The sequence below is a fragment of the Aquibacillus albus genome (assembly GCF_016908325.1).
GTDB classification, from domain to species: domain Bacteria; phylum Bacillota; class Bacilli; order Bacillales; family Amphibacillaceae; genus Aquibacillus_A; species Aquibacillus_A albus.
The window spans coordinates 1-16,637 of sequence record NZ_JAFBDR010000036.1; the positions used below are offsets into that span (position 1 = coordinate 1).

General features: G+C 36.9%; 11 protein-coding genes and 1 riboswitch. Of the genes, 9 read left to right on the forward strand and 2 right to left on the reverse strand.

The features are described 5' to 3' along the window. The first annotated feature begins 441 nt into the window (after positions 1–441). From ftsE to JOC48_RS19900, 8 genes are all read left to right on the forward strand, one after another. On the forward strand, positions 442–1,128 hold the full coding sequence (ftsE, locus tag JOC48_RS19865) for a cell division ATP-binding protein FtsE (RefSeq protein WP_204502159.1): 687 nt from the start codon (positions 442–444) through the stop codon (positions 1,126–1,128). Next, positions 1,118–2,011, forward strand: coding sequence for a permease-like cell division protein FtsX (ftsX, locus tag JOC48_RS19870; protein WP_204502160.1), 894 nt, complete (start codon positions 1,118–1,120; stop codon positions 2,009–2,011). The genes ftsE and ftsX overlap by 11 nt, the downstream gene beginning before the upstream one ends. 102 nt (positions 2,012–2,113) lie before the next feature. Further along, entirely contained in the window at positions 2,114–3,409 is a 1,296-nt protein-coding gene (locus JOC48_RS19875) for a murein hydrolase activator EnvC family protein (RefSeq protein ID WP_204502161.1), read from the forward strand. 135 nt (positions 3,410–3,544) lie between these two features. Next, positions 3,545–5,047 carry a S41 family peptidase gene (locus tag JOC48_RS19880; RefSeq protein WP_338024356.1) on the forward strand — a complete coding sequence of 501 codons (1,503 nt, stop codon included), beginning with the start codon at positions 3,545–3,547 and terminating at the stop codon, positions 5,045–5,047. A gap of 181 nt (positions 5,048–5,228) precedes the next feature. Beyond that, positions 5,229–6,440, forward strand: a complete 1,212-nt coding sequence (locus tag JOC48_RS19885; protein WP_204502162.1) for a PDZ domain-containing protein — start codon at positions 5,229–5,231, stop codon at positions 6,438–6,440. Between the two features lie 195 nt (positions 6,441–6,635). After that, positions 6,636–6,735, forward strand: a riboswitch (cyclic di-GMP riboswitch). A 129-nt stretch (positions 6,736–6,864) separates the two neighbouring features. After that, positions 6,865–7,659, forward strand: a complete 795-nt coding sequence (gene motA / locus JOC48_RS19890) for a flagellar motor stator protein MotA (RefSeq protein WP_204502163.1) — start codon at positions 6,865–6,867, stop codon at positions 7,657–7,659. Beyond that, a complete protein-coding gene (gene motB / locus JOC48_RS19895) occupies positions 7,652–8,413 on the forward strand; it encodes a flagellar motor protein MotB (RefSeq protein ID WP_204502164.1) in 762 nt (253 codons plus the stop codon). Before motA ends, motB begins: the two co-directional genes overlap by 8 nt. Positions 8,414–8,512: 99 nt before the next feature. Continuing rightward, positions 8,513–9,490: an HD-GYP domain-containing protein gene (locus JOC48_RS19900; protein ID WP_204502165.1), complete on the forward strand. Its 978-nt coding sequence runs from the start codon at positions 8,513–8,515 to the stop codon at positions 9,488–9,490. A 99-nt stretch (positions 9,491–9,589) separates the two neighbouring features. On the opposite strand, the gene JOC48_RS19905 is transcribed toward JOC48_RS19900, so the two are convergent. Continuing rightward, positions 9,590–12,805, reverse strand: a complete 3,216-nt coding sequence (locus JOC48_RS19905) for an SNF2 helicase associated domain-containing protein (RefSeq protein ID WP_204502166.1) — start codon at positions 12,803–12,805, stop codon at positions 9,590–9,592. Positions 12,806–13,671: 866 nt separating this feature from the next. Here JOC48_RS19905 and JOC48_RS19910 point away from each other — a divergent pair. Next, on the forward strand, positions 13,672–15,261 hold the full coding sequence (locus JOC48_RS19910) for a peptide chain release factor 3 (RefSeq protein ID WP_204502167.1): 1,590 nt from the start codon (positions 13,672–13,674) through the stop codon (positions 15,259–15,261). 340 nt (positions 15,262–15,601) lie between these two features. Here JOC48_RS19910 and JOC48_RS19915 read toward each other — a convergent pair whose 3' ends face one another. Beyond that, positions 15,602–16,399 carry a FixH family protein gene (locus JOC48_RS19915; RefSeq protein WP_204502168.1) on the reverse strand — a complete coding sequence of 266 codons (798 nt, stop codon included), beginning with the start codon at positions 16,397–16,399 and terminating at the stop codon, positions 15,602–15,604. Positions 16,400–16,637 lie beyond the last annotated feature (238 nt).

Below are 16,637 nucleotides of genomic sequence, written 5' to 3' on the forward strand. Positions count from 1 at the left end.
ATAACAAAAAAAAGACCCTGCAAAACAGAGTCAGTAAAAAGTTCAAGGACAAGCCTCTTTTTTTAAACTGTCTATTCTACAGGGTCCATTTTAAAGAGGGTCAGCCTCTTTTTGACTTTTGAACACACACACTTATTGCATTCTGCTCTTTACAAATTCTGAAATGAAAATGTAATAAATTTATGTCTAAAAAAATAGAAAATAGATGTTATAATGAAACAGACCCTGTAATTTCGACAGAAACATGCAGGATTTTCACAGAAAAAATCGAAATAATCATATTAGTCGGCCAAAATAGTACTTTCATTTTCATACATAGACTTGAGGCTATAAAAGGAAATAAACGTATCAATCACCATAGACCTTGGTAACTAATTTGTTAAAAAATCCAAGACGTTCAGCACGTGATAAACACATAAAAAAGATAAAGGTGATAGAAATATGATAGCGATGCAAGGCGTATATAAAACGTACCCGAATGGAGTTACTGCATTAAATGGTATAGATGTAACCATTGAACAAGGTGAATTTGTCTATATAGTAGGACCGAGTGGAGCAGGAAAATCAACATTTATTAAACTGATGTTTCGCGAAGAGGTCCCAACGAAAGGGACAATCAAAATAAACCAGATGAATCTACCAAAAATGAAATGGAAGCAAGTACCGTATTTGCGTAGAGATATTGGCGTAGTCTATCAGGATTTTAAACTACTTCCAAAACTAACAGTCTATGAAAATGTTGCTTTTGCACTGGAAGTAATAGAAGAAGCGCCTAAAAGTATTCGTAGACGCGTGATGCAGGTGCTAGATCAAGTCGGATTGAAAAATAAGGCTCGATTTATTCCTGATGAACTATCAGGGGGAGAGCAGCAGCGTGTAGCTATTGCTAGAGCGATCGTCAATCATCCAAAACTATTGATTGCAGACGAGCCTACTGGAAACCTTGATCCAGACACATCATGGGAAATTATGAAAATATTAGATGAAATCAATGCAAGTGGGACTACCATTATAATGGCCACACACAGTAAAGACATTGTTAACACAATTAAAAAGCGGGTAATTGCGATTGAAGGCGGCTTAATTGTACGTGATGAACACCGAGGTGAATACGGCTATGAAATTTAGTACAGCAACAAGACACTTTCGTGAAGGCTCTAAGAACATTTGGCGAAATGGTTGGATGACCGTAGCTTCTGTAGGTGCGGTTACTACTACATTAGTACTAGTAGGTGCGTTTCTAGCGTTAATGCTAAACCTTAGTCATATCGCTAGTAGTTTAGAAGAAGACGTACAAATTAAAGCATTAATCGATTTAACGGCTTCTGAAACTGAAATAGATGAAGTTGGACAAGCAATTGAACGCATACCTAAAGTATCGACCGTTCAATTTTCATCCAAAGATGAGGAATTGGAAAATTTAATTTCTAGTCTAGGGGAAGAAGGCGAAGTATGGCAGATGTATGAACAGGACAACCCCTTAAACCATGCCTACATTGTTAAAACAGCGGATCCACTCGATACGATGACTGTTGCTTCAAAAATCGAGACAATGACAAACGTAGAAAAAGTAAACTATGGACAAGACGTAGTCCAAAATTTATTCCGATTCAATGAGTATGCAAGAAATATTGGATTAGCGTTAATTATTGGTTTAATTTTCACTGCAATCTTCCTAATTTCAAATACGATAAAGATCACGATTGTTGCACGTCGTAGAGAGATTGGAATCATGAAGCTTGTTGGTGCAACGAACGGTTTTATCCGTTGGCCGTTTTTCGTAGAGGGACTATTGCTAGGTGTGTTAGGAAGTATTATTCCAATTGCTGTTATTGTTACAGGTTATTACTTCTTGGCAAATAGTGCGAATGTGTTAACTCAGTTTAGTTTTGTAGATTTACTACCATTTAATCCATTTGCTATCCAACTGTCATTAATTATTCTGGCAATTGGAGCAAGTATTGGTGTTTGGGGCAGTGTTATGAGTATTCGTAAATTCTTAAAGGTTTAATCTAGGCTGTTTTATAAACGTTTCCTATTAAATTGGTATCACTTTTAAAGTACACAATGAATCCAAGGACGATAGATTCCGCAGGGGGAAGGAGAACTTGGGATGAGAAGGGTAGTTACTTATTTTATTATCTTTACGATTATTTTGTCAGGCATACCAGCTTCAAAACATGTGTTTGCAGAAGGATTAGCTGATATTAAAAGGGAGCTTGAGGAGCTTCAAAGGCAGCAAGGGAGTATAGAAAAACAAAACGGTAGTTTGAGTGACGAGGTAAGTGAAACGCAACAAAAAATTGAGGAAAATAAGGCTCACCAGGCACAAGTAATGAGTGAAATTGAAGAAATCGATTTACAGTTAGAAGATACATTATCGAAGCTAGAGGCGAAAGAAGAAGAAATTATAGCAACGAATAATGCGATAGAAGAAACAGAAGCAGAGATTGAACAGTTAAAGCTTGAAATCTTTGATTTAAAAGATAGAATTGAAACGAGAGAAGAATTATTAAAAAATCGATTGCGTGCATTGCAACAAAGCGGTGGAGATGTAAGTTATTTAGAAGTAATTATGGGCGCGCAAAATTTTGGAGATTTAATTAATCGAGCAACAGCAGTTAATAAAATAATGGACCAGGATAAAAGTATAATGGAAACACATATGGCCGAGAAGCAAGAGCTGGAAGATAAGCAGGTATCACTGGAGGATAAAAAGGCTGATTTAGACGAGAAAAAAGCAGATTTAGAATCACAAAAACAAGAGCTCGAGTCACTAAAATCAACCTTAAACAGCCAAATGCTACAAAAAGAAAAGCTGATGGAAGAGTTAAAGCATGAGCAACATGAACTTGAAGAATACCAAGTAAGCTTGGAAGATGAACAAGAAATTTTAAGAAAACAGGAAGCAGCTATTGAAAAAGCTATTGAGCAAGCAAAGCAGGAACAACAAAGGTTAGAGCAGCTGGCGAAGGAAAATGGTTCACAACCATCTGAAAATGGGACTTTTGTTTGGCCATCAACTGGTACCTTTACTTCTGGTTATGGACAACGATGGGGTAAATTACATGCTGGTATTGATATAGCGAGTGGTGTTGGTACAGCTGTTAAAGCATCTGCTGCAGGAGTTGTTATTTCGACAAACACGGAATGGGATGGAAAAATGAATGGATACGGCAATGTTATTCTTATTGCACATTCCATTGATGGAACGGTTTATACAACATTATACGCCCATTTAAATAGTATGTCGGTTTCAACAGGCGAGTCCGTAAGTCAAGGAGAAACCATTGGTACAATGGGTAACACAGGTAATTCCACTGGCCCACATTTGCATTTTGAAATTCATAAAGGTGGATGGAATGCAGCAAAAAGTAATTCGGTTAATCCATTAAGTCTATTAAAATAATGAGATTATGGACATGTTTATATCAAGTCTGGCATAAACTAAAATAAACCGAAAGGCATCGCAAAGAACTTGTGATGCCTTTTGTGCCATACATATGAAGTGACATCGATCATCGCTTGAACAAAATTAATTGAGGTGAATACGTTGAATTTGAAAAAAAGCCACATCGTAGTACTAATGCTCGCCGCCTTGCTGTTAGGAGGGGTTGGTTCTTATATCGGTGTTCAACTTGCTCAATCGGATCAACCAAATTATGGAAACCTTGCTAACTCGGATCAGCAAGATTTTATTGATTTAAATCCAGATGAGCAGGAAGAACTACTTGGGCAAGACGGAATGGGAGATATGAGGAAAGTAATGCAAGCATATCAAACCATTCAAGACAATTATTTAGAAAAAGTAGAGAAAAATCAATTAATAGAAGGTGCTGTACAAGGCATGTTGGATACATTGGATGATCCGTACAGTGTCTATATGGATAAAGAAACAGTAGAAGAATTCAATCATCAAATTGAGTCCTCCTTTGAGGGAATTGGTGCTGAAGTAAGTATGGTTGATGATAAAGTGACGATTGTTGCTCCGATTAAGGATTCGCCAGCAGAAGAGGCTGGTTTAAAACCAAATGATCAAATTTTAAAAGTAGATGATGAAAGCATTGAAGGTTTAGATCTTTTCGAAGCTGTATCTAAAATTCGCGGTGAACAAGGTTCAAAGGTTGTATTAGAAATAAGTCGCCCAGGTGTGGAAGAGCCTTTCGATGTAGAGATTATCCGTGATGACATTCCGCTTGAAACAGTATATTCGGAAACACAGGAAATCGATGGTAAAAAGGCTGGAATTATAGAGATAACCTCTTTCTCTGAGAACACGGCAGAACGTTTTTACGAAGAATTGATGAAATTAGAAGAGGAAGGCATTGAGGGCCTCGTCATTGATGTGAGAGGAAATCCAGGTGGTTTATTACCTTCTGTAGAGGAAATTTTGAAGAATTTTATTACAAAAGATCAACCGTATGTACAAATAGAAGATAGAAATGGGGAAAGGTCACGTTATTTCTCCGAATTGGAAGAACCAAAGGATTATCCAATTAATGTTCTGATTGATGAGGGAAGCGCATCTGCATCCGAGATTTTGGCAATAGCACTTAAAGAAGCAGGAAATGCCGAAGTTGTAGGGACGACAAGCTTTGGTAAAGGAACGGTTCAGCAAACTATTCCTATGGGAGATGGTAGTACCATAAAATTAACATTGTTTAAGTGGTTATCACCAGAAGGTACTTGGATACATGAAGATGGTGTAGAGCCTACAATCGAAGTGAAGCAACCTGATTATTTTTATACGAATCCAATTCAGCTTGATGAAGGAGATACACTAAAAATTAATGAAAGTAATGATAAAGTTAAAAGTTTACAAACAATGTTAATTGGTCTTGGCTTTAACCCAGGCCGTGACGACGGTGTATATAGTGACCAAACGGAAGAAGCAGTGAGACAATATCAGAAAGAACAAGCATTGGAAGCAACTGGGGAAGTTGACCAACAAACTGCTGAAAGAATCCAGGCGGATATTGTAGGGATCATTAGAAGTGGTGAAAACGATACGCAAAAAGATGAAGCATTAAACGCACTATTTAAGTAAAGTAAAATCCATGAGCAAGTTGCTCATGGATTTTTACTTTACAGGAATCTATTAAAAAACGTAAATTCGATAAGGAAACTTTTATTGATTACTGATACAATAGAAGGAGAATTGTATATACATTATAGGAATTATATTACGTTTTGCATATCTGTCGTGTTAATCAGTGGAGGGGTTTCATATGGAGGCTTGGTTACTGGAATTTATAAAAGGGCTAGGGAAAGTTTTTCTTCATCCTTTATTATATTGGTTTTTAATCCTTGGGTTACTTGCATCGTTGGCAAGGATTAAAAGAGAAAGACATTTTTTTGGAACGAAAATCTATTCTGCTTTTCAAGAAGCAAAATATACATGGCCAATTACAATCGTTAGTTGTCTCGTTTTATCCTGTTTAGCAATTGGACTTGGTGTGATGTTTAGCTTCCCAGTAATGGTTTTATTGTCACTTGTTACGATAATTTTCACGTTAACTAAAAGGTTTTCATGGCTTTCATCTGCATACACGATGGGATTCACTTTCTTGTTGTTGTTAATTTTACCTGATTTGTTAGAAGGACGTCTACCTTCCTATTGGACAGATGGTTTACGAAATGTTGATCCTGTGAGCTTTACAATCATCTTAGGTTTACTTATTATTATTGAAGCGATTTTGATGATTCGAATAAATAAAAAGGAAACATTTCCTGAGCTTGTAAAAGGCAATAGAGGTAAGTGGATTGGACAACACCGATTAAAGAAAATTGCTGTAGTACCTTTTTTTGCATTGATTCCGGTTGGTGAAATCGTACCTTTTTCTAGCTGGTGGCCTATTTTTCAAATAGATGGTGATCGTTTTGGAATTATTCTGTTGCCGTTTTTAATTGGCTTTGAACAGGTTGTTAAAGGAGCAGCACCCTTAAAGGCAACGCGAAACCTAGGTCAATCGTTATTAATATTAGGTTTATTGACAACAGGAACGGCAATAGCTGGGTATTACCTGACTATTTTAACCTTAATTAGTGTTGCTATTGCTATCATTGGTAGAGAGTTTATTTCTTTCCGATTTCGATCCAAAGATCAACAAAACAAGCCTTTCTTCAGTCCGAGTCCAACTGGGATGCTTGTTTTAGGTGTTATCCCAGTGTCACCAGCAGATAAATTAAGTTTATCCCCTGGTGAAATAATTATAAAAGTAAATGGTAAATCTGTATCTAATGAGCAACAATTTTATGAAGCATTGCAAGTAAATAGCGCTTATTGTAAATTGGATGTTCGTGATGAAAGAGGGGAACTCCGATTTGTACAACGAGCGATGTATCAGGGGGAACATCACGAATTAGGAATCATATTTGCTGAAGGCAGTTATCGTTTTAAAGACCATAAGATGAATATGAAACAAAAAAAATCAGGATAGATTTACTGACCACTTACTTTTATGTTCGATTGAGTAAGTGGTTTTTTCATTTATTACATAAACTGGTGCACTTTGCTTGGCTTTCCAAGACAAAAAAAGACAAAATATGATTTCTTGCTAGTAAAATTTACCGATTTGATTGAAAAAAACGGCATAGTAGGCTACTATGAAATTAGTATGAAAGCACTATAAATAGATTAATAAAGGCAAACTTTTTGAAAGAGAAGGACGCAAAGCCAAGGGTCTAAGGTTTTACGGGGGCATACCCATAAACTATGATAGCCTGGTTACTAATCTTAATTTTGGGGTTATATTGACTATCCATTAATTAAGGATAGTCTTTTTTTATACTGTACTAGAATTAGTATTTCGAATGTGACAACCATTAAAACAAGATTAATGATAGATAGAGTGGAGGGGAAATATGGATAAGACAACAGTGATCGGGATTATTGTAGGTGTTCTTGCCATTGGAGTTGGGATGGTATTGAAAGGTGTTAATGTACTTGCATTAGTTAATCCTGCTGCATTAATTATTATTTTTCTAGGGACACTAGCCGCTGTATTTATATCATTTCCGATGAATACTATTAAAAACATTCCACAGCTAATAAAAATTATTTTTAAGGAATCAAATGAATCAGATCTTAAAACAATTATTACGATGTTTACCAATTTATCTGATGTTGTCCGTAAAGAAGGAGTTCTCGCTTTAGAAACACATATGTCCGAGTTTACTGACACCTTTTTAAAGTCAGGTATAGGCCTTATCGTTGATGGACAAAAACCGGAGTTTATTCGTGATGTCCTGCTAGAAAAGATAGATGCAATGGAACAAAGGCATCAAAAAGGGATTCGACTTTTCACACAAGCAGGAACGTTTGCACCGACATTAGGTGTATTAGGAGCAGTTGTTGGACTAATCGCTGCGCTTGGTCATATGGAAGATGTAGCATTATTAGGGAAAGCAATTTCGGCAGCTTTTATTGCAACGTTATTTGGAATTTTCTCTGGGTATGTTTTATGGCATCCTTTTGCAAATAAGTTGAGGGAAAAGTCAAAAGATGAAGTACAGGTCAAGCTAGTGATGATAGAGGGGATTTTATCTGTAGCAAATGGTGAATCACCGTTAGTAATAAAGGACAAATTGGGGTCCTATCTTTCCACGAAAGAATTTGACCAGTGGAAGCTGGAGCAGGAGGAGGAAATGAATGCGTAGAAAGAGAGGGATTGAAGAAGAAAAAACAGATGAATCTTGGTTAATTCCTTACGCTGATATGCTTACCCTGCTATTAGCACTATTTGTTGTCTTATTTGCTATGAGTGAAATCGATGCAAAAAAATACGAAGAGCTATCTAATTTTTTCCGTAATGAACTTGCAACAGGGCCTACGGGAGATGGCATCTTAGAGGCAGATGAAAGCGTAGTAGATGTAGTAACTGAAGTGAACAGAGAACCAAAGGAAATCATTGATGAAGAGAAAAGTGAACGAGAATTAAATCAATTAAAGCAATTACAGCAAGAGATTAATACATACATTGAGAGAAACAATCTTTCCACTATTTTAGGTACGAAATTGATGGATGAAGGACTGCTGATTTCTATCTATAATGAATTGTTTTTTGATTCAGGTAGTGCCACAGTGAAAGGGGAAGGGGAACAAGTAGCGCAGGAAATTTCTGAATTACTTTATACTGATCCCCCACATCAAATCGTTATCAGTGGTCACACCGATAACGTACCGATTCGAAATGGTAGATTTGCTTCGAATTGGGATTTAAGTGTGATGCGAGCGGTTAATTTTATGCGATTGTTATTGGATAATGAAAAGTTAGATCCGCAACGGTTTAGTGCGAAAGGATATGGAGAACATCAGCCAATATTACCAAATAATAGTGAGGAAAATAGAGCTAAAAATAGACGTGTAGAAGTTCTGATTCTACCAAACTACCAAATTGATTCAGAGAGTTAAACAATCTTCAAACCAGACGATTTTGTCGAATCTCCTATTCACTAAAAAATAGTAAGAAAAAGAAAATATGATTAATCATTTAAAATAAAGAGGTGTACGATGAGGTTAATAGATATTTCCGAATATGATTATCAAACGATGGTCTTAGCGAAACCTATTTTTGATTCCCAAAAAAGAGTTTTACTTGCTGCTGGAAGAACGATTAACCCCAAAATACTCAGCAGACTCGAGGATATTGGTATTAATTTTCTTTTTGTAGAAGATGAAATATCTAAAGGGATACATATAGATGATATGATAGATTTACCAACATGGACAGATTCGATTGAAGTAGTAAAGGACTTTTATGAACAAGTGCAAAGTGGAAAAAGACCGGACATAAAAGATTTACAGAAGGTTGGGAATCTATTATTGAAGGAAGTAAAGGTTCGGCCCACATTAGTACTCATACCATCTGGAACGATGGCTAAAGAGGTACAGCCTTATGCACATGCTGTAAATGTAACGATTTTGTCATTAATGACAGGAAAAAAATTGGGCTACAATGATCGAAAGCAAATAGATTTAGCGATTGGTTCGCTTTTACATGATATTGGAAAGGTGCTTACGGATGAATATGAGAAGCATCCGGAATATGGTTTCAACTATATTCGTAATAATAACCAATTAAGTGTCGTCTCCTCTCATGTCGCTTATCAGCATCATGAATCGGTTGACGGTGAAGGCTTTCCGCGGCAGATATCAGGAGATACGATTTTAGAGGTAGGTCAGATTTGTGGTATTGCCAATTTGTACGATAACTACATCACTCAAAAAAGTATGGCTCCACATGAAGCGATGGAAGGTATAATGGCGACATCTGATCGGTTATATATGCATAAAATTGTGCAAGCATTTACTCGGGCAATTCCAACTTATCCTCCAGGAACGAAAGTGCTCATTGGTAAAGGGGAACAGGCTATTGTTACACAAATTAATACGCACCTTCATCGCCCCATAGTAAAGGTTCTATCATCAGAACAAGAAATAGATTTAGCTGAGGATCCTACAATCATGATTGAACCACATAGCGATTGAACTATCCCTCACTTAAAAGGGGGGGCTTCTCGCCCAAAAAAAATAAAAATAGAGCCGTATTCTTTGTTAAAAACGGAATACGGCTCATTATTTTTCGGATTATTTAACTTCCAACAGCTCTCGTAATTCTTGTTCTGATAACTTGGATAGCATGGTTTCGCCAGGCTGAATGATTTGATCAACAAGTGCACGCTTTTTTTGCTGCATCTCATAAATTTTTTCCTCGATCGTACCTTCTGTAATTAAGCGGATTACTTGAACAACGTTTTTTTGGCCAATTCGGTGGGCTCTTCCAGCAGCTTGCTCTTCCACAGCCGGATTCCACCATAGGTCAAACAAAATAACCGTATCTGCCCCTGTTAAATTCAAGCCAGTTCCACCAGCTTTGAGTGAAATGAGAAAAATCGGTTTTTCCCCATCATTGAACGCATCCACCATTTCAATTCGTTCTTTAGAAGGTGTTGATCCGTCCAAGTAAAACGTATCAAATCCTGTTTGATTAAGCTTATCGTTAATGATCGAAAGCATGCTTGCAAATTGAGAAAAAATTAGTGGTCGTTTACCGTTTGCGATTAACTCATCGACTAATTCCATTAGCTGCTCAAGCTTGCCAGATTTCCCACTGTAATTTTCCATAAATAATGAAGGGTGACAGCATATTTGGCGAAGTCTTGTTAGTCCCGCTAAAATTTCCAGCTTACCACGTTCAAAACCTTTTTCCTCAATGGTTTGATTCATTGTTTGCCGCATTTTTTCAACATGTGCAACATATACTTCTTTTTGATTTTTCGTTAGATCAGAGTAATTAACAGTTTCAATTTTGTCAGGAAGCTCGTGTAATACATCTTTTTTGACTCTTCTTAACAGAAATGGTCGAGTCATTTTAATGATAGTTTCACGTTCTAGTTTTAAAAAAGTTTTTTTGTTTCCAAACATTCCTGGAGAAATCGTATGGAAAATCGACCATAATTCCTCTAGTGCATTTTCAATTGGTGTTCCACTTAATGCGAATCGTTGTCTTGCTTGAATGGAACGAATAGATTTAGCTGTTAATGTTAAGTGATTTTTGATAGCTTGCGCCTCATCTAAAATTAACGAATCGAAAAGCTGTTGTTCATAAAGTTGTACGTCCTTACGTATTAACGGATAAGAAGTAATATAGACATCAGCACGTTCATTTTCTATTCGTTTTTGTCGTTGTGCTTTATTTCCAGATATAACGACTGTTTTCATCGTTGGTGCAAATTTCTCAAACTCTTTTTTCCAATTGTAAACGAGTGAAGCTGGTGCAACGACTAAGCTTTGATGCCCGTCCGTACTCGATTCTTTTTCCGATAAAAGATAGCTAATCGTTTGCAGTGTTTTTCCTAAGCCCATGTCATCTGCTAAAATACCGCCAAGATGATAGGTCGATAATGTTTTTAACCATTGGAATCCCGTATGCTGGTAGTCTCTTAGTTCAGCATTCAAATCTTTTGGCAACGGAAAGTTTAAGCTGTCCGGTTGCTTTAAGTCTGATAATAGTTGTTCGTATGCTTGACCATAATTGGAAGATTGACGCTTCAGCGTTTCCTCCACTTGAAAGCTTCTTGCTGCAGGAAGCTGTACATGTCCATCCTCTACTTGCTTTTTGTTTAGTTGTAGCTGATCTGCTAATGAACGAAAAGGTTTAAATTCATCTTGATCCAAAGCTAGCAACCCACCATCGTGGATTCGGACGAAACTTTTTTTGTCGATGATGGCTTGTAAAACATGCTGGACATCTTCCTTTGAAATCCCTTCTAAATCAAAGAAAATATCTAGAAATCCTTTTTTGGAATCTAGGTCAACTTCGGTTTTAAAAGTAGGTTTATCGATGATCATTGCATCAACATGCACAGAAGTATGGACAGTAGCTATTTCCTTCAATTCTGATAATTGCTCATGAAGAAACTTATAAATCGCTTCATTTTTAAATAATTGAAAACGATTATTTAAGAAAACAAAACCAGCATCTTCTAATAGGCGTAAAACATTCATTTCCTTTGCAATATCACGTTTAACGACAACTCCTTTTGGAATGTCGTCGTTATAAGGATAAATGACTGCATCCCCGTAATGAAAGGCCACATCCGCTGTCAGTGTTCCATCTGTTTCGTCTAAATAGATAATAGAGGATAATGGAGCTAGTTTAATCCAATCCTTTGTGTCTTTTCCATAATTAACGTTGCCAATCTGTTCTAATTGTGGTACCACCTTTGTTAGAAATGCTTCAATATTTTCTGCACTGATTGGGTGTGTTTGCTTTGTACGATAGGGTAATACTGTAAAGATTTGATCGATAATTTGGTGTTGCTCATTGGTTAATCGATAAAATGTACCCTGTTTTAAAAGATAGTGATAATTTTCTAAATAAGTGTAATTAGCTAATGCTGAGATATCTACCTGATACGTGTTCTGATCTTGCTTCATTAAAGAAAAGGTAAGCTCATCCAATTGGTCTTTGATCGTTATACCATTGTGGTAGCTTCCATCTCCCTCTTTATAAAAGCAGGACTGTTCACTAATTAAGCTTAATAACTGATTGGCAGCTCCAGGTGGAATGACGATTGTTCGCTTATCATGAATTGGATTGGACAATCCGTGCTCAACTAAAGCCTCATGGTCATAAGCAGTCAACAAGTACTGCAAAATTTCTTGATCTTTTTCCGTAAACGCATGTGTGTCTGGCTGGTAAGTAAAATTTGTTGTAATTTTATAGGCTTGATTTTTTTTAATACTTACTAAAAACTCACGAATATTTCTAATAACATACGTTTTGTTTGCTCCAACCTTTAATTCAATTTCTAGAAATGCTTTTGAATTATGAGGGTTTTTTCTTGTTCCGATAATGTAATCCATTTGTAACACCTGTTGTTTTGTTGTTACAGGCTGTGATGGTTTGGAAAAAGCATCGATTATTCGAGTGGTGAATGTATCATCAATCAAGTATCCATCCTCTTTTGACGGCGGCGGTGTTTGCCCGTTGTTTGTTTTCTTCAGCTTGTCCCATGATGTTTGTCCAATTGCTAGTAAAACAGCAGCAATATGTTTGCACGTGTAGTGAGTTGCATATGCAGGACAATCACAGCTTGCTTCTATGTCATCATGGTCGAAAAAGAAAATTCGAACACTATATGTTTCAGTGCCGCGTACAGTTCCTTTCCATGAATTTATCGAAGGGTTATAAGTTAACCCATAAACCCTATTTTTTTTGAAGTAGTCATAACCTCTTTTATAAAAGCGTTCGCCAGTGATTCGAACGATATCTTGTTTATCAATGAAAAAGGTTCGCATATCTTTCACCTCTTTAAGCGAATTTTACCTATCCTTCCATTATAGCAGAGAACGGTTCCGTACAGTTTTGGAAGTTTCATGAATAAGATAAAGAGACTCTTTTCGTATTCTTTTTTATTGCACAGTTGACACATAATGCGACATAACTGCAAAGTTGATTTCCGCTACGGGCAGTCGCTTTCCGCGGGCAACGCTTCAACTTCCTCGGAAGAAAACCACTTCCTGCGGGATTTTCAGCTGTTGCTTTTCCCGCAGGAGTCGACTGCCCTACGCTCCAATCAACAACACATAAGTAAATGATTATCTATTGATTTAATCTGAAATAATACTTTTGAAGTATAATAGCGCAAAACCAGCAGAAAAAATACACGTAGACTCCTCGAAAAATACAAACCAATTTCTTATGTGTGAAATAATAATGCCGGTGTTTTCCTTGTCTTATGTAAAAAGCGAGGAGAAGACATCCACGTAATGTGAATTCCAGTACTTACACATATGATTAATCGAAGAATCGCTTTTAGCGTAGGCAGAATACGCAGACTCCTGCGGGAACAGCACGTGTCCGAAGACCCCGCAAGAAGAGTTCTTTGCTTCTGAGGAGGCTGAGGCCGTGCCCGCGGAAAGCGAAGTATTCTGCCGAAGCGATATCCCAGCACTATTTTAATTTCACTGTACTGCGTATTAATCGTATGTTGCACATTAATACGATCATAAATAAGTTGCTTGTTTGGTGTAATCATGATATCTTCTAGTATTGGATATGATAATTGAAAAATAGGAAAAAGGAGAATTATTTCGATGTAAAAATCCCTTAGTGTAACGGATAAAAAGAGAAGAATAAAAATTAAATAGAAGGGATTTTAAATATGAATATCAATCATGAAGTGAAAAAAAGAAAAACATTTGCAATTATATCTCACCCGGATGCCGGGAAAACAACATTAACAGAAAAACTGCTTTTATTTGGAAACTTAATTCGATCAGCTGGGACGGTAAAAGGAAAAAAATCTGGCAAGTTTGCAACTTCTGACTGGATGGAAATTGAAAAGCAACGTGGGATTTCTGTTACCTCTTCCGTCATGAATTTTCCTTATAAAGACTATCAAGTAAACATTTTAGATACGCCTGGTCACGAGGACTTTAGTGAGGACACATACCGGACATTAACAGCTGTGGACAGTGTAGTAATGATCATTGACGCTACAAAAGGGATTGAGGCTCAAACGCTGAAATTATTTAAGGTATGTCGTATGCGTGGGATTCCGATTTTTACGTTTATTAATAAGCTGGATCGTGAAGGTAGAGAACCACTGGAGTTATTAGAGGAAATTGAGCAGGTATTAAATATTAGTACCTATCCGATGAACTGGCCAGTTGGAATGGGTAAGCGATTTTTGGGTATCTTTGATCGTTATAATAAACAGTTTATTCAGTATAATGGAAATGAAGAGGAAACCTATATTCCTTATGCTGATTTAGACAATTCAGAGCACGAGGATTTAGTGAAAAATGCCACCTATCAGGAAACAGAGGATGAACTAACTTTAGTGGATGAAGCTGGAGATAATTTTTCATTAGAGAATGTTTTAAAAGGGGAACAAACGCCGGTTTTCTTCGGTAGTGCATTGGCGCCATTTGGTGTGCAATCGTTTTTTGATACGTTTATTTCGATGGCTCCTAATCCAACACCGAGAAAAACAACTGAGGGACTTGTTAGCCCTGATAACCCGGATTTCTCTGGATTTGTTTTTAAAATTCAAGCAAACATGAATCCAGCACACCGTGATCGAATTGCCTTTTTACGCGTTTGCTCTGGGAAGTTTGAACGTGGAATGAGTGTGAAGCTTGCTAGAACAGACAAAACAATCAAGCTATCACAATCGCAGCAATTTGTTGCATCTTCTAGGGGCACGGTGGAAGAGGCCTATGCTGGTGATATTATTGGGATTTATGATCCAAATGCTTATCGAATTGGAGATACATTGATTGATGGGAAGGATAACTTTGAATATGATGAACTACCTCAGTTCCCACCAGAGTTATTTAAAAAGGTATCCGCTAAAAATGTAATGAAGGGCAAACAGTTTAAAAAAGGTCTTGAACAGCTCGTGCAGGAAGGTGCGATTCAGCTGTTTAAAGGTCATCGAACGGAGTCTTATATAATTGGTGCCGTTGGTGAGCTACAATATGAAGTATTTGAATATCGAATGAAGAATGAGTACAACGTAGAAGTTAGCTTGGAATCAGTTGGAGAAAGAATACCACGCTGGTTAAATACAGATCAAGTCGATGAATCTTTATTTGACGATCGAAATCTTCTAGTGAAGGATCGCGAAGGACAATTCCTCGTCTTGTTTAAAAATGATTTTGCACTAAGATGGTTTGTCGATAAACATCCGGATATAGAATTAATTGATTTGTTTGAAGTAAATCAATATGATCAAAGCTATACGTAAAATGTAAATAAGTATAAAAGAAAAACGAATTCAGTATAATTAGCGGAATGAAAATCCATCGAATCAATAATATGGATCCTCATTCCGCTAAATTGATAAAAAGCTGTCACAACAGTGGGGAACAGGTCGTGGTTCCGCTATTAGCACAAAATCGATGGAATTTTGGTTGAAAAAGGCAAATAACGGAACGAGAATCCTAGTTCATGCTCGAAACGAACGTTTTAGCGAAAATAACGGAATGAGGATCCACCAAATCAATAAAGTAGATCTAAAGTCCGCTTCGTCAACTACTGCCGCCCAACGCTTCAAACACTGATTCTCGCCCATTCAAATCCTTCGTCTATTCAACTGTAACGGTTAGCTCTTTGTGTTCATGTAAGTCATCCTTTTTTACATGGATGATAATCATGTATTCACCAGTATAGTTAAACGTAACCTCACCTTTATACTGTCCATTTGGAGATTCTTCTAAATCAATCCATAAACCATCATCTTCGGTCTTATGGGAAATCTCGAGCGATACGTTACTTTCAGTAAGCGACTCCCTATCTTGCTCAAGTTGAACGCTAACTTTTTGCGTGTCATGTGCTTCTAGCTTTTCTGGAATATCAAGATGGATGGAAACATTCCCATGGTGGTGATGGTCAGAATGATTGGAATCGTTCTGATCATCGTCTTCTTCTCTGTCCCCATCATCATGTTGTTCTGTCTCTTTGTTTTTATCTGTGTCATTTACGACATCAGGTTGTCCGACTGTTATTTCAGCCTTAGGCATGGTATGTAATCCCTCAGCAGTAACGTGGGACTGAACAAAGTAAATGCCATCTGAATCAAAGGTATATTCTATCTCATAAACCCCATCACCGATGTGACTGGCCTTAATCATTTCACTATCGCCTTTTTCTCCATCCATCCAAACTTCAAACTCTACTTCTTCTGCATTCTCTACTTCTTCATTGCCATAAGTGACTATTGCTTGTAATGTAGCTTTTTCATTAACCTCTAACGATTCTGGTGCTTGTAAGTCAACAGCCAGTGTTGCTAATGGTTCACTATCCTCTGCATTAGGACTAGAATTATCCTGACCACAAGCAGCTAATAATAGAAACGTAAATAATAGTATAAATGGTTTTGTCATCCAATGTTCCTTTCTTTTTATGTAGCTTTATTGTTAGGTCGATTATAAATAATCTTTAAACTTATCACAATGGATAGAGGAAGTTGTTTCTAACAATGTGGTGAACAACCATACACCAAATAACCTGGAAACATTTTCATTCAGCTAGATTGTCTATTTTAGAGCTATTTTGTTTGAAAAGCAAAGCGAGGGTGGTATTGTATAAAAAAAGCATATAAATGATCACGAATGTTTGTTC